Origin of the sequence: Pantoea sp. GM01, from assembly GCF_000282675.1 — a bacterium.
Classification (GTDB): Bacteria; Pseudomonadota; Gammaproteobacteria; order Enterobacterales; family Enterobacteriaceae; genus Pantoea; species Pantoea nemavictus.
In genome coordinates, this window is the sequence record NZ_AKIU01000067.1 from 1 (window position 1) to 25408 (window position 25408).

Annotated in this window: 44 protein-coding genes; 38 read left to right on the plus strand and 6 right to left on the minus strand. The window is 49.7% G+C overall.

The window, feature by feature from the left end:
* Positions 1 to 195: 195 nt before the first annotated feature.
* The 33 genes from bfd to PMI17_RS19065 all read left to right on the plus strand — a co-directional run bounded on the left by bfd (position 196) and on the right by PMI17_RS19065 (position 16174).
* Complete coding sequence (bfd, locus tag PMI17_RS18905; protein ID WP_007891645.1) at positions 196 to 390, plus strand: bacterioferritin-associated ferredoxin; 195 nt, start codon at positions 196 to 198, stop codon at positions 388 to 390.
* 103 nt (positions 391 to 493) lie between these two features.
* Positions 494 to 976 (plus strand): bacterioferritin, encoded by a 483-nt coding sequence (bfr, locus tag PMI17_RS18910; protein ID WP_007891646.1) that lies wholly within the window; start codon positions 494 to 496, stop codon positions 974 to 976.
* A 322-nt stretch (positions 977 to 1298) separates the two neighbouring features.
* On the plus strand, positions 1299 to 1610 hold the full coding sequence (gene rpsJ, locus PMI17_RS18915) for a 30S ribosomal protein S10 (protein ID WP_006120582.1): 312 nt from the start codon (positions 1299 to 1301) through the stop codon (positions 1608 to 1610).
* A 32-nt stretch (positions 1611 to 1642) separates the two neighbouring features.
* A complete protein-coding gene (rplC, locus tag PMI17_RS18920; protein WP_007891647.1) occupies positions 1643 to 2269 on the plus strand; it encodes a 50S ribosomal protein L3 in 627 nt (208 codons plus the stop codon).
* A gap of 10 nt (positions 2270 to 2279) precedes the next feature.
* Positions 2280 to 2885 carry a 50S ribosomal protein L4 gene (gene rplD / locus PMI17_RS18925; protein ID WP_007891650.1) on the plus strand — a complete coding sequence of 202 codons (606 nt, stop codon included), beginning with the start codon at positions 2280 to 2282 and terminating at the stop codon, positions 2883 to 2885.
* On the plus strand, positions 2882 to 3184 hold the full coding sequence (gene rplW, locus PMI17_RS18930; RefSeq protein WP_007891652.1) for a 50S ribosomal protein L23: 303 nt from the start codon (positions 2882 to 2884) through the stop codon (positions 3182 to 3184). The genes rplD and rplW overlap by 4 nt, the downstream gene beginning before the upstream one ends.
* Positions 3185 to 3201: 17 nt before the next feature.
* Positions 3202 to 4023 (plus strand): 50S ribosomal protein L2, encoded by an 822-nt coding sequence (gene rplB, locus PMI17_RS18935; protein ID WP_007891654.1) that lies wholly within the window; start codon positions 3202 to 3204, stop codon positions 4021 to 4023.
* 16 nt (positions 4024 to 4039) lie between these two features.
* Positions 4040 to 4318, plus strand: coding sequence for a 30S ribosomal protein S19 (gene rpsS / locus PMI17_RS18940; protein WP_001138115.1), 279 nt, complete (start codon positions 4040 to 4042; stop codon positions 4316 to 4318).
* 13 nt (positions 4319 to 4331) lie between these two features.
* Positions 4332 to 4664: a 50S ribosomal protein L22 gene (gene rplV / locus PMI17_RS18945; protein ID WP_007891659.1), complete on the plus strand. Its 333-nt coding sequence runs from the start codon at positions 4332 to 4334 to the stop codon at positions 4662 to 4664.
* Between the two features lie 17 nt (positions 4665 to 4681).
* Positions 4682 to 5380 carry a 30S ribosomal protein S3 gene (gene rpsC, locus PMI17_RS18950; RefSeq protein ID WP_007891660.1) on the plus strand — a complete coding sequence of 233 codons (699 nt, stop codon included), beginning with the start codon at positions 4682 to 4684 and terminating at the stop codon, positions 5378 to 5380.
* A gap of 12 nt (positions 5381 to 5392) precedes the next feature.
* Positions 5393 to 5803, plus strand: a complete 411-nt coding sequence (gene rplP, locus PMI17_RS18955; protein WP_002438716.1) for a 50S ribosomal protein L16 — start codon at positions 5393 to 5395, stop codon at positions 5801 to 5803.
* Positions 5803 to 5991 (plus strand): 50S ribosomal protein L29, encoded by a 189-nt coding sequence (gene rpmC, locus PMI17_RS18960; RefSeq protein ID WP_007891662.1) that lies wholly within the window; start codon positions 5803 to 5805, stop codon positions 5989 to 5991. Before rplP ends, rpmC begins: the two co-directional genes overlap by 1 nt.
* Positions 5991 to 6245, plus strand: coding sequence for a 30S ribosomal protein S17 (gene rpsQ, locus PMI17_RS18965; RefSeq protein WP_007891663.1), 255 nt, complete (start codon positions 5991 to 5993; stop codon positions 6243 to 6245). The genes rpmC and rpsQ overlap by 1 nt, the downstream gene beginning before the upstream one ends.
* Positions 6246 to 6414: 169 nt before the next feature.
* Complete coding sequence (gene rplN, locus PMI17_RS18970) at positions 6415 to 6786, plus strand: 50S ribosomal protein L14 (RefSeq protein WP_006120590.1); 372 nt, start codon at positions 6415 to 6417, stop codon at positions 6784 to 6786.
* 10 nt (positions 6787 to 6796) lie between these two features.
* The gene (rplX, locus tag PMI17_RS18975; protein WP_007891664.1) at positions 6797 to 7111 is read left to right on the plus strand and encodes a 50S ribosomal protein L24; all 315 of its coding nucleotides are present in this window, start codon (positions 6797 to 6799) and stop codon (positions 7109 to 7111) included.
* A 14-nt stretch (positions 7112 to 7125) separates the two neighbouring features.
* Positions 7126 to 7665: a 50S ribosomal protein L5 gene (gene rplE, locus PMI17_RS18980; RefSeq protein WP_007891665.1), complete on the plus strand. Its 540-nt coding sequence runs from the start codon at positions 7126 to 7128 to the stop codon at positions 7663 to 7665.
* Between the two features lie 14 nt (positions 7666 to 7679).
* Positions 7680 to 7985, plus strand: coding sequence for a 30S ribosomal protein S14 (rpsN, locus tag PMI17_RS18985; protein ID WP_007891666.1), 306 nt, complete (start codon positions 7680 to 7682; stop codon positions 7983 to 7985).
* Between the two features lie 32 nt (positions 7986 to 8017).
* Complete coding sequence (gene rpsH, locus PMI17_RS18990) at positions 8018 to 8410, plus strand: 30S ribosomal protein S8 (RefSeq protein ID WP_007891668.1); 393 nt, start codon at positions 8018 to 8020, stop codon at positions 8408 to 8410.
* A gap of 12 nt (positions 8411 to 8422) precedes the next feature.
* Positions 8423 to 8956, plus strand: coding sequence for a 50S ribosomal protein L6 (gene rplF / locus PMI17_RS18995; RefSeq protein ID WP_007891676.1), 534 nt, complete (start codon positions 8423 to 8425; stop codon positions 8954 to 8956).
* Between the two features lie 9 nt (positions 8957 to 8965).
* Positions 8966 to 9319: a 50S ribosomal protein L18 gene (gene rplR, locus PMI17_RS19000; RefSeq protein ID WP_007891678.1), complete on the plus strand. Its 354-nt coding sequence runs from the start codon at positions 8966 to 8968 to the stop codon at positions 9317 to 9319.
* A gap of 14 nt (positions 9320 to 9333) precedes the next feature.
* Positions 9334 to 9834: a 30S ribosomal protein S5 gene (rpsE, locus tag PMI17_RS19005; protein WP_007891679.1), complete on the plus strand. Its 501-nt coding sequence runs from the start codon at positions 9334 to 9336 to the stop codon at positions 9832 to 9834.
* A gap of 5 nt (positions 9835 to 9839) precedes the next feature.
* Positions 9840 to 10019 (plus strand): 50S ribosomal protein L30, encoded by a 180-nt coding sequence (rpmD, locus tag PMI17_RS19010; protein WP_007891681.1) that lies wholly within the window; start codon positions 9840 to 9842, stop codon positions 10017 to 10019.
* Positions 10020 to 10022: 3 nt separating this feature from the next.
* The gene (gene rplO / locus PMI17_RS19015; protein ID WP_007891684.1) at positions 10023 to 10457 is read left to right on the plus strand and encodes a 50S ribosomal protein L15; all 435 of its coding nucleotides are present in this window, start codon (positions 10023 to 10025) and stop codon (positions 10455 to 10457) included.
* Positions 10458 to 10464: 7 nt separating this feature from the next.
* Positions 10465 to 11796: a preprotein translocase subunit SecY gene (secY, locus tag PMI17_RS19020; protein WP_007891686.1), complete on the plus strand. Its 1332-nt coding sequence runs from the start codon at positions 10465 to 10467 to the stop codon at positions 11794 to 11796.
* A gap of 32 nt (positions 11797 to 11828) precedes the next feature.
* On the plus strand, positions 11829 to 11945 hold the full coding sequence (rpmJ, locus tag PMI17_RS19025; RefSeq protein ID WP_004160566.1) for a 50S ribosomal protein L36: 117 nt from the start codon (positions 11829 to 11831) through the stop codon (positions 11943 to 11945).
* A gap of 146 nt (positions 11946 to 12091) precedes the next feature.
* Positions 12092 to 12448 (plus strand): 30S ribosomal protein S13, encoded by a 357-nt coding sequence (rpsM, locus tag PMI17_RS19030; protein WP_034830736.1) that lies wholly within the window; start codon positions 12092 to 12094, stop codon positions 12446 to 12448.
* A gap of 16 nt (positions 12449 to 12464) precedes the next feature.
* Positions 12465 to 12854 (plus strand): 30S ribosomal protein S11, encoded by a 390-nt coding sequence (gene rpsK, locus PMI17_RS19035; RefSeq protein WP_004160563.1) that lies wholly within the window; start codon positions 12465 to 12467, stop codon positions 12852 to 12854.
* A 31-nt stretch (positions 12855 to 12885) separates the two neighbouring features.
* Entirely contained in the window at positions 12886 to 13506 is a 621-nt protein-coding gene (rpsD, locus tag PMI17_RS19040; RefSeq protein ID WP_007891687.1) for a 30S ribosomal protein S4, read from the plus strand.
* A gap of 25 nt (positions 13507 to 13531) precedes the next feature.
* The gene (gene rpoA / locus PMI17_RS19045; RefSeq protein WP_007891688.1) at positions 13532 to 14521 is read left to right on the plus strand and encodes a DNA-directed RNA polymerase subunit alpha; all 990 of its coding nucleotides are present in this window, start codon (positions 13532 to 13534) and stop codon (positions 14519 to 14521) included.
* 40 nt (positions 14522 to 14561) lie between these two features.
* The gene (gene rplQ, locus PMI17_RS19050; protein WP_007891689.1) at positions 14562 to 14948 is read left to right on the plus strand and encodes a 50S ribosomal protein L17; all 387 of its coding nucleotides are present in this window, start codon (positions 14562 to 14564) and stop codon (positions 14946 to 14948) included.
* A 113-nt stretch (positions 14949 to 15061) separates the two neighbouring features.
* Positions 15062 to 15433 carry a DnaJ family domain-containing protein gene (locus PMI17_RS19055; protein WP_007891690.1) on the plus strand — a complete coding sequence of 124 codons (372 nt, stop codon included), beginning with the start codon at positions 15062 to 15064 and terminating at the stop codon, positions 15431 to 15433.
* Position 15434: 1 nt separating this feature from the next.
* The gene (zntR, locus tag PMI17_RS19060) at positions 15435 to 15872 is read left to right on the plus strand and encodes a Zn(2+)-responsive transcriptional regulator (protein WP_007891691.1); all 438 of its coding nucleotides are present in this window, start codon (positions 15435 to 15437) and stop codon (positions 15870 to 15872) included.
* 50 nt (positions 15873 to 15922) lie between these two features.
* The gene (locus PMI17_RS19065) at positions 15923 to 16174 is read left to right on the plus strand and encodes an alternative ribosome-rescue factor A (RefSeq protein ID WP_007891692.1); all 252 of its coding nucleotides are present in this window, start codon (positions 15923 to 15925) and stop codon (positions 16172 to 16174) included.
* On the opposite strand, the gene mscL is transcribed toward PMI17_RS19065, so the two are convergent.
* The 5 genes from mscL to def form a co-directional block, all read right to left on the minus strand.
* On the minus strand, positions 16159 to 16572 hold the full coding sequence (mscL, locus tag PMI17_RS19070) for a large-conductance mechanosensitive channel protein MscL (protein ID WP_007891693.1): 414 nt from the start codon (positions 16570 to 16572) through the stop codon (positions 16159 to 16161). The genes PMI17_RS19065 and mscL overlap by 16 nt on opposite strands.
* A gap of 110 nt (positions 16573 to 16682) precedes the next feature.
* A complete protein-coding gene (gene trkA, locus PMI17_RS19075; protein WP_007891694.1) occupies positions 16683 to 18059 on the minus strand; it encodes a Trk system potassium transporter TrkA in 1377 nt (458 codons plus the stop codon).
* 31 nt (positions 18060 to 18090) lie between these two features.
* Positions 18091 to 19377, minus strand: a complete 1287-nt coding sequence (rsmB, locus tag PMI17_RS19080; RefSeq protein ID WP_007891695.1) for a 16S rRNA (cytosine(967)-C(5))-methyltransferase RsmB — start codon at positions 19375 to 19377, stop codon at positions 18091 to 18093.
* A 45-nt stretch (positions 19378 to 19422) separates the two neighbouring features.
* The gene (gene fmt / locus PMI17_RS19085; protein WP_007891696.1) at positions 19423 to 20367 is read right to left on the minus strand and encodes a methionyl-tRNA formyltransferase; all 945 of its coding nucleotides are present in this window, start codon (positions 20365 to 20367) and stop codon (positions 19423 to 19425) included.
* A gap of 21 nt (positions 20368 to 20388) precedes the next feature.
* On the minus strand, positions 20389 to 20901 hold the full coding sequence (gene def, locus PMI17_RS19090; RefSeq protein WP_007891697.1) for a peptide deformylase: 513 nt from the start codon (positions 20899 to 20901) through the stop codon (positions 20389 to 20391).
* Positions 20902 to 21016: 115 nt separating this feature from the next.
* Between def and dprA the strand changes: the two genes are divergently transcribed.
* The 5 genes from dprA to aroE are packed head-to-tail and all read left to right on the plus strand — an operon-like array spanning position 21017 to position 24565.
* Positions 21017 to 22141, plus strand: a complete 1125-nt coding sequence (gene dprA, locus PMI17_RS19095) for a DNA-protecting protein DprA (protein WP_007891698.1) — start codon at positions 21017 to 21019, stop codon at positions 22139 to 22141.
* Positions 22113 to 22586: a DUF494 family protein Smg gene (gene smg / locus PMI17_RS19100; protein WP_007891699.1), complete on the plus strand. Its 474-nt coding sequence runs from the start codon at positions 22113 to 22115 to the stop codon at positions 22584 to 22586. The genes dprA and smg overlap by 29 nt, the downstream gene beginning before the upstream one ends.
* Before the next feature lie 27 nt (positions 22587 to 22613).
* Complete coding sequence (locus PMI17_RS24965) at positions 22614 to 23168, plus strand: type I DNA topoisomerase (protein ID WP_007891700.1); 555 nt, start codon at positions 22614 to 22616, stop codon at positions 23166 to 23168.
* On the plus strand, positions 23165 to 23740 hold the full coding sequence (gene tsaC, locus PMI17_RS19110; protein WP_007891701.1) for an L-threonylcarbamoyladenylate synthase type 1 TsaC: 576 nt from the start codon (positions 23165 to 23167) through the stop codon (positions 23738 to 23740). Before PMI17_RS24965 ends, tsaC begins: the two co-directional genes overlap by 4 nt.
* A gap of 3 nt (positions 23741 to 23743) precedes the next feature.
* Positions 23744 to 24565, plus strand: coding sequence for a shikimate dehydrogenase (aroE, locus tag PMI17_RS19115; RefSeq protein ID WP_007891702.1), 822 nt, complete (start codon positions 23744 to 23746; stop codon positions 24563 to 24565).
* Positions 24566 to 24574: 9 nt separating this feature from the next.
* Here aroE and PMI17_RS19120 read toward each other — a convergent pair whose 3' ends face one another.
* Positions 24575 to 25129 (minus strand): gamma carbonic anhydrase family protein, encoded by a 555-nt coding sequence (locus PMI17_RS19120; protein WP_007891703.1) that lies wholly within the window; start codon positions 25127 to 25129, stop codon positions 24575 to 24577.
* Between the last annotated feature and the right edge of the window lie 279 nt (positions 25130 to 25408).

Sequence of the window (25408 nt, forward strand, 5' to 3'; positions counted from 1 at the left end):
CTACAATTATCGCTTAATTGCGTTAATGTCGGAGGCTGCCAAGGTAGCCTCCGCAGCACTAAAGAGAGCACTTCGGTGCTCTTTTTTTATGTCTGAATCCTGCCGTTTCGATCAATCCCACATAAAAGCTGCGTTTGAAATAAAAACCATTCTCATTTAAAATTTGATCATAAATTGTACGGAGGTCCGCAGTAAATGTACGTCTGCTTGTGTAATGCCGTGAGTGATAAAACCCTCCGCGAAGTGGTTCGCCGCTATCAACCTAAATCAATTCAGCAACTGCGCCAGCTGGTTCCCATTGGCAAGCAGTGCGGGAAATGTGTGCGCTTTGCACGAGAAATTATGGAAGATGAATTACAGCAGGTGCCTCTCTACAAAGAAATTGCATGACTGCCTAATTGTACGTCTGCAATAACCACAATAACTGTCGCGTTTTTTTGACTTCCTTTCATCCGCATCTACGCTCTATTTAGTTGGAAGCGGAGGAAGCAAAATGAAGGGCGATGGTAAAATCATAAGTCATCTCAATAAATTGCTGGGGAATGAACTGGTTGCAATTAATCAGTACTTCCTTCATGCGCGTATGTTCAAAAATTGGGGACTGACTCGACTCAATGACGTTGAATATCATGAGTCGATCGATGAGATGAAGCATGCGGATAAGTACATTGAACGCATTCTTTTTCTCGAAGGGATTCCTAATCTGCAAGACCTCGGTCGATTACGTATTGGTGAAGACGTACCGGAAATGCTGCAGTCTGACCTTGCACTAGAACTGGAAGGCGCAAAGGATTTACGTGAAGCGATAGCCTATGCCGACAGGGTGCATGATTACGTCAGCAGAGACATGATGATTGAGATTCTTGCGGAAGAGGAGGGGCACATAGATTGGTTGGAAACTGAACTCGACCTGGTGCAAAAGCTCGGTCTGCAAAATTATCTTCAGTCTCAACTAAAAGAGCAGAACGAACATTAGCCTTATGACCAACATGCAATCTCGTGCAAGCCCGCCACAATCAAAATGGATTGTCGCGGGCTTTTTTAGGTCAAAAGCCAGATTGATGTGGTTAAAAACACAACACGGGTTGCTTCCTAAACAGATCTAAGTATAATGCGCGGGCCTGCCGATATTGGTGCGGCGCGATTCGAGCAGAATCGCAGGGGATAGCAGTTGATGTATCGCCTAACAATACTCCCAATTGTGGAGTTATATGCTGAACGATTACACTCCTCCATCAATCGTAATGGATGCGGGTAGTAATTCTTTTCGTTTATAAAATGTTTGGAGCCTTGGTCTCATGTCGAACCAAAGAATCCGTATCCGTCTTAAAGCGTTTGATCATCGCCTGATCGATCAATCAACCGCGGAAATCGTTGAGACTGCCAAGCGCACTGGTGCGCAGGTACGTGGTCCGATCCCGCTGCCAACCCGCAAAGAGCGTTTTACCGTTCTGATCTCTCCGCACGTTAACAAAGACGCGCGTGATCAGTACGAAATCCGCACTCACAAGCGTCTGGTAGACATCGTTGAGCCAACTGAAAAAACCGTTGATGCTCTGATGCGTCTGGACCTGGCTGCCGGTGTTGACGTGCAGATCAGCCTGGGTTAATCAGGTCATCGAGCGATTGAGAGGTTGATACAATGATTGGTTTAATCGGTAAAAAAGTGGGTATGACCCGCATCTTCACTGAAGATGGCGTTTCAATCCCAGTAACCGTTATCGAAGTTGAAGCAAACCGCGTTACTCAGGTCAAAGGCCTGGACAACGATGGTTACCAAGCTATCCAGGTTACCACCGGTGCTAAAAAAGCAAGCCGTGTGAGCAAGCCTGAAGCAGGTCATTTTGCTAAAGCTGGCGTTGACGCTGGCCGTGGTCTGTGGGAATTCCGCACCGAAGGTGAAGATTTCTCTGTTGGCCAGAGCATCAGTGTTGAAATTTTCGCTGACGTTAAAAAAGTAGACGTTACCGGTACCTCTAAAGGTAAAGGTTTCGCAGGTACCGTTAAGCGCTGGAACTTCCGTACCCAGGATGCTACACACGGTAACTCCTTGTCACACCGCGTTCCGGGTTCTATCGGTCAGAACCAGACTCCGGGCAAAGTGTTCAAAGGCAAGAAAATGGCTGGTCAGCTGGGTAATGAGCGCGTAACCGTTCAGAGCCTGGAAGTAGTACGTGTTGACGCTGAGCGCAACCTGCTGCTGGTCAAAGGTGGCGTCCCGGGTGCAACTGGGTGCGATCTGATTGTTAAACCAGCTGTGAAGGCGTAAGGGGATAGCAATGGAATTAGTACTGAAAGACGCGCAGAGCGCGCTGACTGTTTCCGAAACTACCTTCGGTCGTGATTTCAACGAAGCGCTGGTTCACCAGGTTGTTGTTGCTTATGCCGCTGGTGCTCGTCAGGGTACTCGTGCGCAGAAAACTCGTGCTGAAGTAACTGGTTCAGGCAAAAAGCCTTGGCGCCAGAAAGGTACCGGCCGTGCGCGTTCAGGTTCTGTTAAGAGCCCGATCTGGCGTTCAGGTGGCGTGACCTTCGCTGCGCGTCCACAGGACCACAGTCAAAAAGTTAACAAAAAGATGTACCGCGGCGCGCTGAAAAGCATTCTGTCCGAACTGGTACGTCAGGACCGTCTGATCGTTGTCGAGACGTTCTCTGTAGAAGCGCCTAAAACTAAGCTGCTGGTACAGAAACTGAAAGACATGGCGCTGCAAGATGTGCTGATCATCACCGGTGAACTGGATGAGAATCTGTTCCTGGCTGCGCGTAACCTGTACAAGGTTGACGTGCGTGATGCAGCGGGTATCGACCCAGTTAGCCTGATCGCCTTCGACAAAGTCGTTATGACTGCGGAAGCAGTTAAGCAAGTTGAGGAGATGCTGGCATGATCCGTGAAGAACGTCTGCTGAAAGTAGTGCGTGCACCGCACGTATCAGAAAAAGCATCTACTGCGATGGAAAAAACCAATACCATCGTTCTCAAAGTTGCTAAAGACGCGACCAAAGCAGAGATCGTTGCTGCTGTTGAGAAACTGTTCGAAGTAGAAGTTAAAGACGTAAACACCCTGGTAGTTAAAGGGAAAGTTAAGCGTCACGGACAGCGTATCGGTCGTCGTAGCGACTGGAAAAAAGCTTACGTCACCCTGAAGGAAGGCCAGAATCTGGACTTCGTCGGCGGCGCTGAGTAAGTCGGAGGAGAAAGACAATGGCAGTTGTTAAATGTAAACCGACATCTCCGGGTCGTCGTCACGTAGTTAAAGTGGTGAACCCAGAGCTGCACAAGGGCAAACCATTTGCCCCGCTGGTAGAAAAAAACAGCAAATCCGGTGGTCGTAACAACAATGGTCGTATCACTACCCGTCATATCGGTGGTGGTCACAAGCAGGCTTACCGTATTGTTGACTTCAAACGCAACAAAGATGGTATCCCAGCAGTTGTTGAGCGTCTTGAGTACGATCCGAACCGTTCTGCGAACATCGCACTGGTTCTGTACAAAGATGGCGAACGCCGTTACATCTTGGCCCCTAAAGGCCTGAAAGCCGGCGACCAGATCCAATCTGGCGTTGATGCTGCGATTAAAGCAGGTAACACTCTGCCGATGCGTAACATCCCGGTGGGTTCTACCGTTCATAACGTAGAAATGAAACCAGGCAAAGGCGGTCAGATTGCTCGCTCAGCTGGTACTTACGTGCAGATCGTTGCGCGTGAAGGTTCCTACGTAACCCTGCGTCTGCGTTCAGGCGAAATGCGCAAAGTTGAATCCGAATGTCGTGCAACTCTCGGCGAAGTCGGCAACTCTGAGCACATGCTGCGCGTGCTGGGTAAAGCTGGTGCAACCCGTTGGCGTGGTGTTCGTCCTACCGTTCGCGGTACTGCGATGAACCCAGTCGATCACCCGCACGGTGGTGGTGAAGGTCGTAACTTTGGTAAGCACCCGGTAACTCCGTGGGGCGTTCAGACCAAAGGTAAGAAGACCCGTAGCAACAAGCGTACTGATAAATTTATCGTACGTCGCCGTAGCAAATAATTTTAGAGGATAAGCCATGCCACGTTCTCTCAAGAAAGGTCCTTTTATTGACCTGCACTTGCTGAAGAAGGTAGAGAAAGCGGTGGAAAGCGGTGACAAGAAGCCCCTGCGCACTTGGTCCCGTCGTTCAACGATCTTCCCTAACATGATCGGTTTGACCATCGCTGTCCATAATGGTCGTCAGCACGTTCCTGTCTTTGTTTCCGACGAAATGGTCGGCCACAAACTGGGTGAATTTGCACCGACACGTACTTATCGCGGCCATGCTGCAGATAAGAAAGCCAAGAAGAAATAAGTAGGAGGAAGAGATGGAAACTATTGCTCAACATCGCCATGCTCGTTCTTCTGCTCAGAAGGTTCGCCTGGTGGCAGACCTGATTCGCGGTAAGAAAGTGTCGCAGGCTCTGGATATTCTGACCTACACCAACAAGAAAGCTGCTGTGTTGGTTAAGAAAGTCCTGGAATCTGCCATTGCGAACGCCGAACACAACGATGGCGCTGATATCGACGATCTGAAAGTCGCGAAAATCTTCGTAGACGAAGGCCCAAGCATGAAGCGTATTATGCCGCGTGCGAAAGGTCGTGCAGATCGCATCCTGAAGCGCACCAGCCACATTACTGTGGTTGTGTCCGATCGCTGAGACTCTGGAGACTAGCAATGGGTCAGAAAGTACATCCTAATGGTATTCGCCTGGGTATTGTAAAACCATGGAACTCTACCTGGTTTGCGAACACCAAAGAATTCGCTGACAACCTGGACAGCGATTTTAAAGTCCGTCAGTTCCTGACTAAGGAACTGTCTAAAGCGTCTGTATCTCGTATCGTTATCGAGCGTCCGGCTAAGAGCATCCGTGTGACTATTCACACTGCTCGCCCGGGTATCGTTATCGGTAAGAAAGGTGAAGACGTAGAAAAACTGCGTACGGTCGTCGCGAAAATCGCTGGCGTTCCTGCACAGATCAACATCGCCGAAGTCCGTAAGCCGGAACTGGACGCTAAATTGGTTGCTGATAGCATCACTTCACAGCTGGAGCGTCGTGTGATGTTCCGTCGTGCTATGAAGCGTGCTGTACAGAACGCAATGCGTCTGGGCGCGAAGGGTATTAAAGTTGAAGTCAGCGGCCGTTTGGGCGGAGCCGAGATCGCACGTACCGAATGGTACCGTGAAGGTCGCGTACCGTTGCACACACTGCGTGCAGACATTGACTACAACACCTCTGAAGCGCACACCACTTATGGTGTAATCGGCGTTAAGGTATGGATCTTCAAAGGCGAGATCCTGGGTGGTATGGCTGCTGTTGAACAACCGGAACCGGCTGCTCAACCTAAAAAGCAGCAGCGTAAAGGCCGTAAGTAAGGAGAGTCGCTGATGTTACAACCAAAGCGTACGAAATTCCGTAAAGTGCACAAAGGCCGCAACCGTGGTCTGGCGCAAGGTACGGATGTCAGCTTCGGTACTTTCGGTCTGAAAGCTGTTGGCCGTGGTCGTCTGACTGCTCGTCAGATCGAAGCAGCACGTCGTGCTATGACCCGTGCAGTTAAGCGTCAAGGTAAAATTTGGATCCGTGTATTCCCGGACAAACCAATTACCGAGAAGCCGCTGGAAGTGCGTATGGGTAAAGGTAAGGGTAACGTGGAGTATTGGGTTGCCCTCATTCAACCGGGTAAAGTCCTGTATGAAATGGACGGCGTTCCGGAAGAGCTGGCCCGTGAAGCCTTCAAGCTGGCAGCAGCAAAACTGCCTATCAAAACCACCTTTGTTACTAAGACGGTGATGTAATGAAAGCAAATGAGCTGCGTGAAAAAAGCGTTGAAGAGCTGAACACTGAGCTACTTAACCTGCTGCGTGAGCAGTTTAACCTGCGCATGCAAGCAGCATCCGGCCAACTTCAGCAAACCCATCTGCTGAAAGAAGTGCGCCGTAATGTTGCACGTGTTAAGACTTTACTGACTGAGAAGGCGGCGTAATGACCGATAAAATCCGTACTCTGCAGGGTCGTGTTATTAGTGACAAAATGCAGAAATCTGCAGTTGTTGCTATCGAACGTGTCGTGAAACACCCGATCTACGGTAAATTCATCAAGCGTACGACTAAGCTGCACATCCATGACGAGAACAACGAATGCGGTATTGGTGACGTGGTTGAAATCCGCGAAACTCGTCCGCTGTCTAAGACTAAGTCTTGGACGTTGGTTCGCGTTGTAGAGAAAGCGGTTCTGTAATAGAATCCGCTTCCTGTAAAAAATAAAATGAACGGCTCGTCTGAGCCGTTCATTTTTTCTACCCATGTGCGAGAACCGGTGTTATAATGCCGCGCCCTCAATTATGGGGCTTTTTAACGACCTGAGGTTTGGGTCCCGAAGTAGTAGTTGACATTAGCGGAGCACTAAAATGATCCAAGAACAGACTATGCTGAACGTCGCCGACAACTCCGGTGCACGTCGCGTAATGTGTATCAAGGTTCTGGGTGGCTCGCACCGTCGCTACGCAGGCGTCGGCGATATCATCAAAGTGACCATCAAGGAAGCAATTCCTCGTGGCAAGGTGAAAAAAGGTGATGTCCTGAAAGCGGTAGTGGTGCGCACCAGGAAGGGTGTTCGTCGCCCGGACGGTTCTGTCATTCGCTTCGATGGTAATGCATGCGTTATTTTAAACAATAACAGCGAGCAACCTATCGGTACGCGTATTTTTGGGCCGGTAACTCGTGAACTTCGTACTGAAAAGTTCATGAAAATTATCTCTCTGGCACCAGAAGTACTCTAAGGAGCGAGCAATGGCAGCGAAAATCCGTCGTAACGACGAAGTTATCGTGCTTACCGGCAAAGACAAAGGTAAACGCGGTAAAGTAAAGAATGTCCTGACTTCTGGTAAGGTCATCGTTGAAGGTATCAACCTGGTTAAGAAACATCAGAAGCCGGTCCCGGCCCTGAACCAACCAGGTGGCATCGTTGAAAAAGAAGCCGCTATTCAGGCTTCCAACGTTGCACTCTTCAATGCGGCAACCGGCAAGGCTGACCGTGTAGGCTTTAGATTCGAAGACGGCAAAAAAGTCCGTTTCTTCAAGTCTAATAGCGAAACTATCAAGTAATTTGGAGTAGTACGATGGCGAAACTGCATGATTACTACAAAGACGAAGTAGTCCAGAAACTCATGACAGAGTTCGGCTACAATTCTGTCATGCAAGTCCCTCGGGTCGAGAAGATCACCCTGAACATGGGTGTTGGTGAAGCGATCGCTGACAAGAAACTGCTGGATAACGCAGCAGCTGACCTGGCAGCAATCTCCGGTCAAAAACCGCTGATCACCAAAGCACGCAAATCAGTTGCAGGCTTCAAAATCCGTCAGGGCTATCCGATCGGCTGTAAAGTAACTCTGCGCGGCGAGCGCATGTGGGAGTTCTTTGAGCGTCTGATCACTATTGCTGTACCTCGTATCCGTGACTTCCGTGGTTTATCTGCGAAGTCTTTCGACGGTCGTGGTAACTACAGCATGGGCGTTCGTGAGCAGATCATCTTCCCAGAAATCGATTATGACAAAGTCGATCGCGTTCGTGGTTTGGATATCACCATTACCACTACTGCGAAATCTGATGATGAAGGCCGTGCTCTGCTGGCTGCCTTTGAATTCCCGTTCCGCAAGTAAGGCAGGGTTACTTAATGGCTAAGCAATCTATGAAAGCACGCGAAGTTAAGCGTGTGAAATTAGCAGACAAGTTCTTCGCTAAACGTGTTGAACTGAAAGCGATCATTTCTGATGTGAACGCTTCCGACGAAGACCGTTGGGATGCCGTTCTCAAGCTGCAGAGTCTGCCGCGTGATTCCAGCCCTTCACGTCAGCGTAACCGCTGCCGTCAGACAGGTCGTCCGCACGGTTTCCTGCGGAAGTTTGGGTTGAGCCGTATCAAGGTCCGTGAAGCCGCAATGCGCGGTGAAATCCCGGGTCTTAAAAAGGCTAGCTGGTAATTGTCACCATTTGAATCACGGGAGTAACACAGATGAGCATGCAAGATCCGATCGCGGATATGCTGACCCGTATCCGTAACGGTCAGGCCGCGAACAAAGTTGCGGTCTCTATGCCTTCCTCCAAGCTGAAAGTGGCAATTGCCAACGTGCTGAAGGAAGAAGGCTATATTGAAGATTTTAAAATCGAAGGCGACATCAAGTCTGAACTGGAAGTAACACTTAAGTATTTCCAGGGCAAGGCTGTGGTAGAGAGCATTCAGCGTGTTAGCCGTCCAGGTCTGCGCATCTATAAGAAAAAAGATGAGCTGCCAAAAGTAATGGCTGGTCTGGGCATCGCTGTAATCTCTACCTCTAAAGGTGTCATGACTGATCGTGCAGCGCGCCAAGCTGGTCTTGGTGGCGAAATTATCTGCTACGTAGCGTAATCGGAGGATAAAATGTCTCGTGTTGCAAAAGCACCTGTCGTTGTTCCTGCGGGCGTAGAGGTAAAACTCAACGGTCAGGAAGTTTCGATTAAAGGCAAAAACGGCGAGCTGACTCGTACTATCAACAGTGCTGTAGAAGTTAAGCATGCAGACAACGCCCTGACTTTCGCCCCGCGCGAAGGTTATGCGGATGGTTGGGCACAAGCAGGTACTGCTCGTGCGCTGCTGAACGGCATGGTTATCGGTGTTACCGAAGGCTTCACCAAGAAGCTGCAACTGGTTGGTGTTGGTTATCGTGCAGCTGTTAAAGGCAACTCTGTGAGCTTGGCCCTGGGCTTCTCTCACCCTGTTGACCATGCACTGCCGGCCGGCATCACTGCTGAATGTCCAACTCAGACTGAGATCGTGCTGAAAGGCGCTGATAAACAGCTGATTGGTCAGGTTGCAGCTGATCTGCGCGCCTACCGTCGTCCTGAGCCTTATAAAGGCAAGGGTGTTCGTTACGCCGACGAAGTCGTGCGTACCAAAGAGGCTAAGAAGAAGTAAGGTAACACTATGGATAAGAAATCTGCTCGTATCCGTCGTGCGACCCGTGCACGTCGCAAGCTCAAAGAGCTGGGTGCTACTCGCCTGGTGGTACATCGTACCCCGCGTCATATCTACGCACAGGTGATCGCCCCGAACGGTTCCGAAGTTCTGGTTGCTGCTTCTACTGTAGAAAAAGCTATTGCCGAACAACTGAAGTATACCGGTAACAAAGACGCCGCTGCAGCTGTAGGTAAAGCTCTGGCTGAGCGCGCTGTTGAGAAAGGCATCAAAAATGTCTCTTTCGACCGTTCCGGGTTCCAATATCATGGTCGTGTCCAGGCACTGGCAGATGCTGCCCGTGAAGCTGGCCTTCAGTTCTAAGGTAGAGGTCTAAGATGTCAAACATCGAGAAACAAGCTGGCGAACTGCAGGAAAAACTGATCGCGGTAAACCGTGTATCTAAAACTGTAAAAGGTGGTCGTATTTTCTCCTTCACCGCACTGACTGTAGTGGGTGATGGTAACGGCCGCGTTGGTTTTGGTTACGGTAAAGCGCGTGAAGTTCCAGCAGCGATCCAGAAAGCGATGGAGAAAGCCCGTCGCAATATGATTAACGTCGCGCTGACTCACGGCACCCTGCAGCACCCTGTTAAAGGTGCGCACACAGGTTCTCGTGTGTTCATGCAGCCGGCTTCTGAAGGTACCGGTATCATTGCCGGCGGTGCAATGCGCGCCGTTTTAGAAGTCGCTGGAGTACATAACGTTCTGGCTAAAGCGTATGGTTCTACTAACCCGATTAACGTGGTTCGTGCAACTATCGATGGCCTGGGCAATATGAATTCTCCGGAAATGGTCGCTGCCAAGCGTGGTAAATCCGTTGAAGAAATTCTGGGGTAATCACGATGGCTAAGACAATTAAAATTACACAAACTCGTAGTTCAATCGGCCGCTTGCCTAAGCATAAAGCGACTCTGGTTGGCTTGGGTCTGCGTCGCATCAATCACACCGTTGAGCGTGAAGATACGCCAGCAGTACGCGGTATGATTAACGCGATTTCCTACATGCTGAAAGTGGAGGAGTAAGAGATGCGTTTAAACACTCTGTCTCCGGCCGAAGGGTCTAAACACGCTTCTAAGCGTCTGGGTCGTGGTATCGGTTCTGGCCTCGGTAAAACTGGTGGTCGTGGTCACAAAGGTCAGAACTCTCGTTCTGGCGGTGGCGTACGTCGCGGTTTCGAGGGTGGTCAGATGCCTCTGTATCGTCGTCTGCCGAAATTCGGTTTCACCTCTCGCAAAGCAATGATCACTACAGAAGTTCGTCTGTCTGATCTGGCGAAAGTTGAAGGCGGTATTGTTGACCTGAATACGCTGAAAGCGGCCAATATTATCGGTGTTCAGATTGAATTCGCGAAAGTGATTCTTTCTGGTGAAGTTTCTGCACCGGTAACGGTTCGCGGTCTGCGTGTCACCAAAGGTGCTCGTGCTGCAATCGAAGCTGCTGGCGGTAAAATCGAGGAATAAGTAGCAGATGGCAAAGCAACCGGGATTAGATTTTCAAAGTGCCAAAGGTGGCTTTGGTGAACTGAAGCGCAGACTGTTGTTTGTAATCGGTGCACTCATTGTCTTCCGCATTGGCTCTTTTATTCCAATCCCCGGTATCGATGCCACTGTACTTGCCAAACTGCTTGAGCAACAGCGTGGCACCATCATTGAAATGTTCAACATGTTCTCTGGTGGTGCTCTCAGTCGTGCCTCAATCTTCGCGCTGGGAATTATGCCGTACATTTCGGCATCTATTATTATCCAGCTGCTGACGGTGGTTCATCCAGCGTTAGCTGAGATTAAGAAAGAGGGTGAAGCTGGTCGTCGTAAGATTAGCCAGTACACTCGCTACGGCACACTGGTTCTGGCTGTATTCCAGTCGATCGGTATTGCTACCGGTTTACCGAATATGCCTGGAATGCAGGGACTGGTTATGAATCCAGGCTTTGCATTCTACTTTACCGCTGTTGTAAGTCTGGTTACCGGGACAATGTTCCTGATGTGGCTGGGCGAACAGATTACTGAACGAGGTATCGGTAACGGTATCTCGATCATTATCTTCGCTGGTATCGTTGCGGGTCTCCCGCCGGCCATTGGCCATACCATTGAGCAAGCGCGGCAAGGTGACCTGCACTTCCTTCTGTTGCTGTTGGTTGCAGTTCTAGTATTTGCAGTGACGTTCTTTGTTATTTTCGTTGAGCGTGGCCAGCGTCGCATCGTGGTCAACTACGCCAAACGTCAGCAAGGTCGTCGTGTATATGCTGCACAGAGCACACATTTACCGTTGAAAGTGAACATGGCGGGCGTAATCCCAGCTATTTTTGCTTCCAGCATTATTCTGTTCCCAGCGACCATAGCATCATGGTTCGGGGGCGGAACCGGTTGGAACTGGCTGACAACAATTTCGCTGTATTTGCAACCAGGACAGCCGCTTTATGTGCTACTCTATGCGACTGCAATCATCTTCTTCTGTTTCTTCTACACGGCGTTGGTATTCAACCCACGTGAAACAGCAGATAACCTGAAGAAGTCTGGTGCATTCGTACCGGGAATTCGTCCGGGAGAGCAAACGGCGAAGTACATCGATAAAGTAATGACACGTCTGACCTTAATCGGCGCACTGTATATTACTTTTATCTGCCTGATCCCGGAGTTCATGCGTGATGCTATGAAAGTTCCATTCTACTTTGGCGGTACATCGCTGCTCATCGTAGTGGTCGTCATCATGGACTTTATGGCTCAAGTGCAAACTCTGATGATGTCGAGTCAGTACGAGTCTGCATTGAAGAAAGCAAACCTGAAGGGCTATGGCCGTTAATTTGGGTGCTTGAGAAGTTACGGAGAGTAAAAATGAAAGTTCGTGCTTCCGTCAAGAAATTATGTCGTAACTGCAAAATCATTCGTCGCGACGGTGTCGTGCGTGTGATCTGCAGCGCCGAGCCAAAGCATAAACAGCGCCAAGGCTGATATTGTCACATATTTTTCTTGCAAAGTCGGGTTGAGCTGGCTAGATTAGCCAGCCAATCTTTTGTATGTCGATGCGTTACCATTTGAGTATCCTGAAAACGGGCTTTTCAGCATGGGACGCATTTGTTTAATTATAGGAGTGCATAGTGGCCCGTATAGCAGGCATTAACATTCCTGATCAAAAACATACCGTTATCGCATTAACTTCGATTTTCGGTATCGGTAAAACTCGCTCTAAAGCCATCTGCGCTTCAACGGGTATTGCTGAAAATGTTAAGATCAGAGAGCTGTCTGAAGAACAAATTGAACAGCTGCGTGAAGCAGTTGGTAAATTCGTTGTTGAAGGTGATCTGCGCCGTGAAATCACCCTGAGCATCAAGCGTCTGATGGACCTTGGTTGCTATCGTGGTTTACGCCATCGTCGTGGTCTGCCAGTTCGCGGTCAGCGTACTAAGACCAATGCACGTACCCGTAAGGGTCCGCGTAAACCGATCAAGAAATAATCGGGGTGAGTAAATAATGGCAAAGGCACCAGTTCGTGCACGTAAGCGTGTAAGAAAACAAGTCTCAGATGGCGTGGCTCATGTCCATGCATCTTTTAACAACACCATCGTTACCATTACTGATCGTCAGGGTAACGCACTGGGTTGGGCAACCGCCGGTGGTTCCGGTTTCCGCGGTTCACGTAAATCTACTCCGTTTGCTGCTCAGGTAGCTGCAGAGCGCTGTGCAGAAGCAGTGAAAGATTACGGTATTAAGAATCTGGAAGTTATGGTTAAGGGTCCAGGTCCAGGTCGCGAATCAACAATTCGTGCTCTGAACGCTGCTGGTTTCCGCATCACTAATATTACTGATGTGACTCCAATCCCTCACAACGGTTGTCGTCCGCCGAAAAAACGTCGCGTTTAACGCCCGTTTTTAGGTTAGTTGGAGAAAGAAAATGGCAAGATATTTGGGTCCTAAGCTCAAGCTGAGCCGTCGTGAGGGTACCGACTTATTCCTTAAGTCTGGCGTTCGCGCGATCGATACCAAGTGCAAAATTGAACAACCACCTGGTCAGCATGGTGCGCGTAAACCGCGTCTGTCTGACTACGGCGGCCAGTTGCGTGAAAAGCAGAAAGTTCGTCGTATGTACGGCGTGCTGGAGCGTCAGTTCCGTAACTACTATAAAGAAGCAGCACGTCTGAAAGGCAACACAGGTGAAAACCTGCTGGCTCTGCTGGAAGGTCGTCTGGATAACGTTGTTTACCGTATGGGCTTTGGTGCAACTCGTGCAGAAGCACGCCAGTTGGTTAGCCATAAATCTATCCTGGTGAACGGTCGCGTTGTTAACATCGCTTCTTATCAGGTATCTCCGAATGATGTCGTAAGCATCCGTGAGAAAGCCAAACAGCAATCTCGCGTGAAGGCCGCTCTGGAGCTGGCTGAGCAGCGTGAAAAGCCAACCTGGCTGGAAGTTGATGCTACTAAGATGGAAGGTGTGTTCAAGCGTATTCCTGAGCGTACCGATCTGTCTGCGGACATTAACGAACACCTGATCGTCGAGCTTTACTCCAAGTAAAGCTTAGTACCAAAGAGAGGACACAATGCAGGGTTCTGTGACAGAGTTTCTAAAACCGCGCCTGGTAGATATCGAGCAAGTGAGTTCGACGCACGCCAAGGTGACCCTTGAGCCGTTAGAGCGTGGCTTTGGCCATACTCTTGGTAACGCACTGCGCCGTATTCTGCTTTCTTCCATGCCGGGTTGCGCGGTGACCGAGGTTGAGATTGATGGTGTGCTTCATGAGTACTCCACCAAAGAGGGCGTACAGGAAGATATCCTGGAAATCCTGCTTAACCTGAAAGGGTTGGCGGTAAGAGTTCAAGGTAAAGATGAAGTCATCCTTACTCTGAATAAATCTGGCATTGGCCCTGTGACTGCAGCCGACATCACCCACGACGGTGATGTTGAAATCGTCAAGCCGCAGCATGTGATCTGCCACCTGACCGATGAAAACGCATCTATTAGTATGCGTATCAAAGTTCAACGTGGTCGTGGTTATGTGCCGGCTTCTGCCCGAATTCATTCGGAAGAAGATGAGCGCCCAATCGGCCGTCTGTTGGTTGACGCTTGCTACAGCCCTGTAGACCGTATCGCCTACAATGTTGAAGCAGCGCGTGTAGAACAGCGTACCGACCTGGACAAGCTGGTCATCGAAATGGAAACCAACGGCACAATCGATCCTGAAGAGGCGATTCGTCGTGCGGCAACCATCCTGGCAGAACAACTGGAAGCTTTCGTTGACTTACGTGATGTACGTCAGCCGGAAGTGAAAGAAGAGAAACCAGAATTCGATCCGATCCTGCTGCGCCCTGTTGACGATCTGGAATTGACTGTCCGCTCTGCTAACTGCCTTAAGGCAGAAGCTATCCACTACATCGGTGATCTGGTACAGCGTACCGAGGTTGAGCTGCTTAAAACGCCTAACTTGGGTAAAAAATCTCTTACCGAGATTAAAGATGTGCTTGCTTCACGTGGTTTGTCTCTGGGCATGCGCCTGGAAAACTGGCCACCAGCAAGCATTGCTGATGAATAACCCGATCACAGGTTAAGGTTTCACTGAGAAGGATAAGGTCATGCGCCATCGTAAGAGTGGTCGTCAACTGAACCGCAACAGCAGCCATCGTCAGGCTATGTTCCGCAACATGGCTGGTTCTCTGGTTCGTCATGAGATCATTAAGACGACTCTGCCGAAAGCCAAAGAGCTGCGCCGCGTAGTTGAGCCGCTGATTACTCTTGCCAAGACCGACAGCGTAGCTAATCGTCGTCTGGCATTCGCCCGCACTCGTGATAACGAGATCGTGGCAAAACTGTTTAACGAGCTGGGCCCGCGTTTCGCGAGCCGTGCCGGTGGTTACACTCGCATTTTGAAGTGTGGCTTCCGTGCTGGTGACAACGCTCCGATGGCTTACATCGAGCTGGTTGATCGTCCAGAAGCTCAAGCAGAAGTTACTGCAGAGTAATTTGTAGTATCGTAGAAAACCCGCTTCGGCGGGTTTTTTATTGTCCGTAATTCCTTCCCATTTCCTCCCCTTTCGCTATGCTGATGGCAGATACATTTGTCAGGAGCTCCTTGATGTGGATAATTGATCAACTTGTTGAGCAGCATATCCGTGAGGCTCAAGAAAAAGGTGAACTGAGTAACCTACCTGGTGAAGGTGCACCTTTACACATCGAAGACGATAGCGGAGTACCGGTCGAACTGCGCACTGCTTATCATCTGTTAAAAAACGCCGGCTATTTGCCCCCAGAACTGGAGATGCGCCGCGAAGCATTAGCACTCAATGATTTGTTGCAAGAGTTAGATCCAAATGATGCAAAAGCGCGCGAGTTCTCGAAACGTTTAGCGTTGCTGCAGTTAAAACTGCAACAGGCTGGAATTAGCACCGACTTTTTGCGTGGCGATTACAGCGACGTCATTCATCAGCGTTTGCAGCAGGAAAAATAGTATGTACAAGATAGGCAAGCTCGCAAAGATGGCGGATGTTACGCCTGATACCATCCGCTTTTATGAAAAACAGCAGATGATGAATCATGAGGTACGTACTGAGGGCGGTTTTCGTCTTTATAGCGAAGATGATTTACAACGCTTACGTTTTATTCGCTACGGACGGCAACTGGGCTTCAGCTTAGATTCTATCCGCGGATTATTGTCGATCCGCATCGATCCTGAGCATCATACCTGTCAGGAATCAAAGGCGATCGTGGCAAAACGCCTGGATGAAGTTAATGGTATGATCGCTGAGCTACAGACCATCCAGCATTCATTGCATCGTCTCGCCGAAACCTGCTGCGGTGATATACATAGCAGCACTTGCTGCTCAATTCTCGAGGCGCTAGAAAAAGGTGAAGAGCCGCATCCTGAAATTTGTTGTAGCAAAGATTGAATTTTGCACTGTAAGGACTATAGTTGCGCCGTAACTAACTGGAGGACAAGATGAGCCGCTATCAGCATCAAAAAGGTAAAATAAACGATAATGCTCTCGAAGCATTACTGCATGATCCACTGTTTCGACAGCGTATTGAGAAGAATCAGAAAGGTAAGGGTAGCTATCAGCGTAAAGAAAAACATGCGAAAGGACGTAACTGGGAGGCCAGTGATAAGCAGAAAAGTTTATCACTGGCCTTCAGCTCTAAAGTAAAAAAAGCCGCCTTATTCGGGCGGCTTTTTCATCATAATTTATCGTGATTTTGTTGTTTTAAAAGGTCACGAATTTCAGTCAGCAGTAACTCTTCATTCGTTGGTTTAGGTGCTGCTTTTTCGACTTCTTTTTTCTGGTACAGCTTATTCATTACTTTAATTGCCAGGAAGATAGCGAAAGCAACAATAACGAAATCAAAAACAGTCTGAATAAAATTACCGTACTCCATTACCACTGCAGGAATATCACCTTCTGCTGGTTTAAGTATCCATTTAAACTGCTTGAAATCAACGCCGCCAATCAACAAGCCAAGTGGTGGCATGATGATATTCGCGACCAGTGAAGAAACAATCTTACCAAAAGCAGCACCGATGATGACACCGACTGCCAGGTCAACCACGTTCCCACGCATTGCAAAATCACGAAACTCTTTGAATAAACTCATTGTTATCTCCTTGCCTTGGCCAATGGCTAAAGTCTAACAAACCTTTGTGCAATTGCCATTATAACAATGGATTAAGCAAAACTTTCACGGCGGGCTATCGCCCGCAGCAATTACAGGAAGAAAGGACTAGGCTGGAACAGGCGTTCAACATCCGGGACAAACTTCTTATCTGTCAGGAACATAATTACGTGATCGCCCTGTTCGACGCGAACATTGTCATTCGCGATGATCACTTCGTCACCGCGTACAACGGCGCCGATAATGGTTCCTGGGGGTAGCTTAATATCTTCGATTAAACGGCCAACAACGCGCGAAGTTGTTTCATCGCCATGCGCGATAGCTTCGATGGCTTCTGCGATACCGCGGCGTAACGATGAAACGCCAACAATATCAGCTTTACGTACGTGGCTCAGCAGGGCCGATATCGTGGCCTGTTGGGGTGAGATAGCAATGTCGATCACGCTGCCTTGTACAAGATCAACATAGGCACGGCGCTGGATCAGCACCATCACCTTTTTGGCCCCCATCTTTTTAGCCAGCATGGCCGACATAATGTTGGCTTCATCGTCGTTAGTTACTGCGATAAAGAGATCGACTTGATCCACGTGCTCTTCTGCCAGCAACTCCTGATCTGAAGCGTCACCGTAAAACACAATGGTGTCGTGCAGGCGTTCAGCGAGTTCGGCCGCGCGCTGTTGATTACGTTCAATCAACTTCACGCTGTACTGTTTTTCCAGACGCTGCGCCAGGCCAAAGCCAATATTGCCGCCGCCAACCAGCATGATGCGTTTATACGGTTTTTCCAGGCGTTGCATCTCGCTCATTACCGCGCGAATATGCTGACTTGCTGCAATAAAGAAGACTTCATCACCGGCTTCGACAATTGTGGAACCCTGCGGGCGAATGGGACGATCCTGACGAAAAATCGCGGCTACACGTGTATCGATGTGTGGCATATGTTCGCGCATAATCGATAACGGATTGCCTACCAGTGGGCCGCCATAATAGGCTTTAACCACCGCGAGGCTCACTTTTCCTTCGGCAAAATTCACTACCTGAAGAGCGCCTGGATATTGGATCAGCCGATAAATATTGTCTATCACCAACTGTTCCGGTGATATCAGGTGGTCAATCGGTACGGCTTCCGGCACAAACAGTTTCTCCGCATCGCGTAAATACTCGGCGGCGCGGATACGGGCGATGCGGTTTGGCGTATTGAAAAGTGAATAGGCAATCTGACACGCTACCATATTGGTTTCGTCGGAGTTGGTCACCGCCACCAACATATCGGCGTCTTCAGCACCAGCTTCACGCAAGATGCGTGGATGTGATCCATGGCCATGCACAACGCGCAGATCAAATTTGTCCTGCAGCACGCGTAAACGGGTGGCATCGCTATCGACGACCGTAATATCGTTATTTTCCCCCACCAGATTCTCTGCCAGGGTTCCGCCGACCTGACCGGCGCCGAGGATAATGATTTTCATGGCTTAGATGCTCTTGTCAGATTGCGCTGCACTATTTTTTCATCAGCTTAGCGTAGAAGAAGCCGTCACCGCCATCGACGGTCGGGAAAACCTGCCAGCCATTGGCCTGTCCCTGCGGTAATGTCTCCGCCACTGCATCACTGTGCGCCGCCAAAAAGGTACTGATTTGTTGATGATTCTCTTCAGGCAGAATTGAGCAGGTTGCATAAATCATTGTCCCGCCAGACTTCAGATGCGGCCAAACAGCCTCAAGAATTTCACGCTGCAAAATAGCCAGCTCGGCAATATCACGATCGCGACGCAGCCACTTGATGTCTGGATGGCGGCGAATCACTCCAGTCGCTGAGCAGGGAGCATCTAGCAGGATACGATCAAATTGCATTTCGCCACACCATTCTGCCGGTGTACGACCATCACCCTGACGTACTTCAGCCTGCATATCCAGGCGTTGTAGATTTTCGTGTACGCGAAGCAGGCGTTGCTGGTCAATATCGACGGCTAATACCTTGGCCTGCGGGGCAATTTCAAGGATATGTGTGGTTTTACCGCCGGGTGCTGCGCAAAGATCGAGAATGGATTCGCCATTCTGCGGTTCAAGCAATAACGCGCAGCGCTGTGCGGAGAGATCCTGAACCGTTACCCAACCATGTTCGAAACCAGGCAGATGACTCACGGGAGCGGGGGAGTCCAAACGCAAAGCATCGGGTGCATCGCCCGGGAAAGCCTGTTTGTCTGCTGCCTGCAATAATGCTAACCATGCATCCCGGCTATGATGCTGGCGATTGACGCGCAGCCACATCGGCGGGCGCTGATTATTGGCTTCTACAATGTGCTGCCACTGTTCTGGCCATGCAGCTTGCAGACGTTTGAGTAACCAACCGGGATGCCAGTAACGTTGCGTACCTTGATCAACTTCCGCTAAAAGCGCTTCTTGTTGGCGTAGGAACTGGCGAAGCACACCGTTTAATAGACCTTTCAAATTTGCGCGTTTCAGTACCTCGGCACCTGCGACAGTTTCCGCCAGTGCGGCATGTGCTGGCACGCGGGTGTAGAGCAGCTGATAAAGCCCAACCATCAACAGATAATGCAGCACTCGCTGCTTACCCGTTAACGTACGTTCCATCAATTTGCCAATCAAGGCTTCCAGCTGTGGCAACGTGCGCATCACGCCAAAGCACAACTCTTGCAGCAGTGCGCCATCTTTATCCGATAACGCTTTTTGTGCAGCAGGCAGAATGGCGCTCAGTGATTCGCCCTTATCCACAACACGTTCAATGAGTTGCGCAGCCAGGCTACGCAAATTGGTGTTTTTTTTCATTTTCTTTTATCAAACAAAAAGCCCGGTTAAACCGGGCTTGGAGGATCAGGCCAGAACGGTTCCAGGAGCGAACCATTCGCGACGCGAATTGAGCAGGTCCTGCGCAGACATGGCTTTTTTACCAGCAGGTTGCAGTGACTCCAGATTTAGTACGCCATCGGCTGTAGCGATCTGAATGCCTTGTTTATCAACATGCACGATTTCACCGGGATGCTTATTTTGGTGCGGTAAAACGCTTGCCTGCCAGACTTTTACCGGTTGCTCATCTACCATGAAATAGCTCATTGGCCATGGATTGAAGGCGCGGATACACCGCTCCAACTGCACAGCAGAAAGCGACCAATCGAGACGCGCTTCTTCTTTACTCAGTTTCTCAGCATAAGAGACCAATGCTTCATCCTGAACTTCTGGCTTGGCATGACCACTTGCCAGCAGATCCAGCGTTAGCAACATGCCTTGCGGACCAAGTTGCGCCAGTTTTTCATACAGAGACGCGCTGGTGTCTTCAGGCGTAATTGGGCATGAAAGCTTATGCAGCATGTCACCGGTATCAAGACCAACATCCATTTGCATGATGGTCACGCCAGTTTCGCTATCGCCAGCCCAGAGCGCGCGTTGAATCGGCGCCGCGCCGCGCCAGCGAGGCAACAGCGAACCATGCACATTAATACAACCCAGACGCGGCATCGCCAACACGGTTTTCGGCAGGATCAAGCCATAAGCTACGACCACCATAATATCGGCCTGCAAATCGGCAACCAGATGCTGGTTCTCTTCAGGCTTAAGGGATTTCGGCTGAAACACGGGAATATCATGTGCCTGCGCCAGAACTTTTACCGGGCTTGGCGTAAGTTTATTACCGCGTCCAGCGGGACGATCGGGCTGAGTAAAGACGCCAACTACCTGATGCTGAGAAGCAAGCAGCGCATCAAGATGACGCGCTGCAAAGTCAGGTGTACCGGCAAAGATAATTTTGAGCGGTGCAGACACAGTTTAACCTTCTATTAGCGCTTAATCTTCGCGTGCGTTAAGGCGGGCCAATTTTTCCAGTTTCTGTTTAATACGCTGACGTTTAAGTGGCGACAGATAATCAATGAAAAGTTTGCCATCGAGATGATCGATTTCATGCTGGATACAAATCGCCAGCAGACCGTCAGTTTCCAGCTCAAAGCTGTTGCCATCGCGATCCTGTGCACGCACTTTGACCCATTCTGCACGCGGCACAAAAGCACGTTGTTCAGGAATGGAAAGGCAGCCTTCTTCAATACCGGTTTCACCACTTTTTTCCAGCAATTCCGGATTGATCAGTACTAAACGCTCATCACGATTTTCTGAAACATCAATGACAATGATGCGTTGATGAATATCGACCTGAGTCGCCGCTAAGCCAATACCTTCTTCGGCGTACATGGTTTCGAACATGTCGTCGACAATACGCTGAACGTCTGCGTTTACGGTTGCCACCGGCGCAGCGATTTTGCGGAGGCGATCATCAGGGAAATGTAATACCTGCAAAACTGACATAAATATCCAGATCTGTATGCGTTAAAGAAAAGATTATTGCCGCATATTGTAGACTTTCTGATGCCCGATTGACAGCATTGCACCGCATGATAGCGCGGCTGACAAGGAGTGCGGCATGGAGAGAATTGAATGGATGCTCAGGTTGGCAAACGTGAAAGGATTAAGCAGTCGGCTTGTCAGACATTTAGCGGTAACACTGCAGGATAACGCTCATATTGATGATGACCTTTTGCTGGATCATGGATTGAGCGAAATACAGCGACAGCAGTTCAGGGAGCTGTGCCCGCGCCAATTAGAGAGAACGCATGCATGGCTGGCGCATGAACAGCACCATTTAGTGGCATGTATAGAGGAACATTATCCTACGACGTTAGCCGAAATTAGCCGACGTCCGTCATTACTGTATGTCGCCGGAAGTTTGGATGCTCTGCAAACACCCCAACTGGGCGTGGTGGGCAGCCGCCATTGCACCCATTACGGCAAACAATGGGGAAGCTGGTTTACGCAGCAATTGGCGCTAAGTGGTTTAACTATTACCAGTGGTTTAGCGCGCGGAATAGATGGTGTGGCACATCGCGCCGCGTTAGAAGTACAGGGCAAAACCGTGGCAGTGTTAGGCAGTGGCCTGCAATATATCTACCCGAAAAACCATCAAACCCTGGCGCGCGAAATCATGAACAGTGGCGGCGCGCTGGTCTCTGAGTTCCCACTTGATATGGCCCCGCATCCGGTTAACTTTCCTCGACGTAATCGTATCATCAGTGGTTTAAGCTTGGGTGTGTTGGTGATAGAAGCCACGCTCAAAAGCGGTTCGCTAGTTACTGCACGCTATGCTTTGGAACAAAATCGCAACGTTTATGCCTTACCCGGTGCTTTAGGTAATCCTGGTAGTGAAGGAACGCACTGGCTTATTCAGCAAGGGGCGCTGCTGGTGGCGCATCCCAACAATATTCTTGAAGATTTACATTCAACGTTGCAATGGCTGCCTGATAGCACTTCAGAAACAATATATTCACAAGACAGTGACGATGTTCCATTGCCATTTGCAACTGTGTTGGCTAACGTAGGTGATGAGGTTACACCTGTTGACGTCGTCGCTGAACGTGCCGGCCAACCTGTGCCAGTTATCGCAGCTCACTTGCTGGAGCTGGAGTTAGCAGGATGGATCGCAGCTGTACCCGGCGGCTATGTCCGATTGAGGAGGGCATGCCATGTTCGACGTACTTATGTACTTGTTTGAGACGTATATCCACAACGAAGCCGAAATGCGCGTTGATCAGGATAAATTGACAGATGATTTAACCGATGCCGGTTTCCATCGTGAAGATATCTACAATGCGTTGAATTGGCTTGAACGGTTAGCGGATTACCAGGAAGGCTTGGTTGCGCCTGTACTCATGGCAAACGATCCGCTCTCCATGCGAATCTACACGGAAGAGGAAAACCAGCGTTTAGATGCCGAATGTCGCGGTTTTATTTTGTTCCTGGAACAGGTCCAGGTGCTGAATATGGAAACACGCGAGATGGTTATTGAACGCGTAATGGCCCTTGATACCCTGGAATTCGATCTTGAAGATCTCAAATGGGTAGTGTTGATGGTGTTGTTTAACATTCCAGGATGTGAAAATGCCTATCAGCAAATGGAAGAACTGCTATTCGACGTCAATGAAGGTATGCTGCATTAATAATCTGCGCTTGATGCAACCGGTAATATGAGTAAACCAGCACTATTCTCCGTGCCTAAACACGATCCCTGCCCCGCTTGCGGGGCAGAATTAGTTATACGCTCCGGCAAACACGGTCCCTTTCTTGGATGTATCAACTATCCAACCTGTGACTATATCCGCCCGCTGAAGAGTCAGGGCGATGGTCACGTCGTAAAAGTACTGGAAGGCCACGCATGCCCAAAATGTGGAGCAGATAAAGTTCTGCGCCAGGGACGATTTGGCATGTTCGTGGGGTGTAGCCATTATCCAGAGTGTGATTACACAGAAACCATCGACAAACCTGACGAAACAGCTATCAGCTGTCCGCAATGTCAGAACGGCAAACTCGTACAACGGCGCTCGCGTTATGGCAAAACCTTCCACTCTTGCGACCGCTATCCAGAGTGTCAGTTTGCAATCAATGCAACGCCGGTTGAAGGTGTTTGCCCATATTGTCAGTTCCCTTTATTAATAGAGAAGAAAACCGCACAGGGCATGAAGCGCTTCTGCGCCAGCAAACGCTGCGGTAAGCCTATTGTCCAGGACGAAGAGTTATCATGAAACCAAGTCAGTATTCAGCAGGAAGCCTCGATTTTTGTATTGAGCAACTCCAGCAGCAGGAAGTTATCGCCTACCCAACAGAAGCCGTATTCGGCTTGGGTTGCGATCCTGATAGCGAAAATGCCGTAATGGCGCTTCTTGCGCTCAAGCAGCGTCCAGTCGACAAAGGTCTTATTCTTATTGCAGCCGATTACGCGCAGCTTGAACCTTATATCGCTGATCGTGAGCTGACTGTACTACAGCGCGAGCGCATGTTTGCCAGCTGGCCTGGCCCGGTGACCTATGTGGTTCCAGCTTCGCCACACACACCGCGCTGGCTCACTGGACGTTTTGATTCTTTAGCAATTCGCGTTAGCGATCACCCTGAAGTGCAGGCGCTATGCCGTGGTTTTGGAAAACCCCTGGTTTCGACCAGCGCCAATCTTTCTGGTGAACCGCCTTGCCGCAATGCGGAAGAAGTTGTTCAGCAATTTGGTGCTCAGTTTCCAGTGTTACACGCTGAAACCGGTGGACGCCTGAATCCTTCTGAAATCCGCGACGTTATTAGCGGTGAACTTATTCGTCAGGGTTAATGTATGGAAAACTTTGCTGTTTTTGGTAATCCCATCGCGCATAGCAAATCACCCTTTATTCATTCTCTGTTTGCTGAGCAAACCGGTATTGAGCATCAATATGGTAGAGAGTGTGCGCCATTAGAAGGGTTTCCTCAGGCAATAGCGGATTTTTTTGCTAAGGGTGGTAAAGGCGCCAACGTAACGTTGCCTTTTAAGCAGCAAGCGTGGGAGTTTGCTGATGAGCTCAGCGAGCGAGCGGCACTCTCCGGCGCTGTTAATACCTTAAAGAAAGATGCGCAGGGCAAGATCTTCGGCGATAACACGGATGGCATTGGTTTACTCAGCGATCTGGAGCGACTGCAGTTGATCCATCCCGGCGATCGTGTGCTGCTGGTGGGTGCCGGCGGAGCAGCGCGTGGTGTGATCCTGCCGCTTCTTTCTTTTGGATGTTCACTGGTTGTGGTCAATCGCACCGTTGAACGAGCAGCAATGCTGGCAGAAATTTTCCACCAGAGCGGAGATATTCAAGCTAGTGGCTTCGGGCAATTAGAGGATCAGGAGTTTGATCTGATCATTAATGCCACTTCGAGTGGTGTCGATGGCAAGGTGCCTGCACTAACCGCCTCTCTTATTAAACAGCAAACGCGTTGCTATGACATGTTTTATCAACAAGGTTTAACGCCATTTCTGCTGTGGTGCCAGCAGCAGGGTGCGCAGCAGCTGGCAGATGGTGTTGGCATGCTGGTGGGGCAAGCCGCTCATGCTTTCCAACTGTGGCATGGCGTGATGCCAGAGATCACGCCAGTGATTACTAAACTAAAGCAGGCAATGCAGCAGGAGTGAGTTTGACGATCAGGAAGGAGCTTTGCTTTCTTGATCGAGATATTCATTCTTCCAACCAACATAGTTGTTGGATGAATACAGCAGCCCGGCGATTTCAGCTTCACTTAGCGGTCGTACTTGTTTAACCGGGCTGCCTAAATAGAGATAGCCACTCTCCAGACGTTTGCCCGGCGGCACCAAACTGCCAGCGCCAATCATCACGTCATCTTCAATAATTACGCCGTCCAGCAGAATCGATCCCATACCAACCAGCACACGATCGCCAATGGTACAGCCGTGTAGCATGGCTTTATGACCCACCGTCACGTCTTCGCCAATGATGAGTGGGAAACCTTCCGGATTGCTGGTGGATTTATGCGTGACGTGCAGTACGCTGCCGTCCTGGATATTACTTCTTTTACCAATCATCACTTTATTCACGTCACCGCGAATCGCTACCAGCGGCCAAATGCTGACGTCATCAGCAAGTTGTACTTCACCGACCACCACGCTGCTGCTATCGATCATGACGCGATCGCCGGTTTGCGGAAAATGGTTCTTGTAAGGTCGTAGGGCTATAGACATGATCTTCTCCTTTTACATTTTTACCCAAGCCTGCGGTTTAAAAGCCGGATAAACAAGATGATTTTTGAACAGATCGCTCGTGATCGCAGCGAAAAGAATGAAAACTCGCCAGTCGATTAAAAAGATCGAAAAAAGGGGTTGTGCAAAAAATTCGGATCCCTATAATGCGCCACCACTGAGACGGCAAAGCGGCAACGCAGGCGGCTCAGCAGGGAGTGAAGAAATTCATCCCGCCGGATGAAAGCGCTGAAAAAAGTGTTTGACTCTGAAGGAGGAAAG